Genomic DNA, 358 nt, shown 5'->3' with positions numbered 1-358 from the left:
TTCGGCCCGGGCGCAGGGCCGTAAATGCGATGTCGTCTACGAGTCCGTCGGCGCGGACACTTTTCCAGCATCGCTAGACTGCCTGCGGCCGCTCGGCACGTTCGCCAGCTTCGGCTAGTCTTCCGGGGCGATCCCGCCTTTCTCCATGTCGATCCTGGCGCAGAAGGGCTCGCTCTTTGTCACGCGTCCGACGCTCTTCGTCTACAACGCCAGGCGCGAGGACATGGTGAAGTCGGCGGAAGCGTTGTTCGACGTGGTCAAGAGCGGCGCCGTGAAGATCGTGATCAACCAGCGCTATGCGCTGAAGGACGCGGCGAAGGCACAGGCGGATCTCGAGTCCCGTAAGACGACGGGAACG

The 358-nt window shown here is 63.7% G+C and carries 1 pseudogene; it reads left to right on the top strand.

Annotation, left to right across the window (positions count from 1 at the left end):
* Positions 1-358, top strand: a pseudogene (locus tag EN852_RS36630) (zinc-binding dehydrogenase); the annotation flags it as partial.

This window comes from Mesorhizobium sp. M2E.F.Ca.ET.209.01.1.1, from assembly GCF_004010375.2.
In the GTDB taxonomy this organism is placed as follows: domain Bacteria; phylum Pseudomonadota; class Alphaproteobacteria; order Rhizobiales; family Rhizobiaceae; genus Mesorhizobium.
The sequence above is the reverse complement of the archived record's forward strand: the minus strand, read 5'-3'. Positions and strand labels throughout refer to the sequence as shown.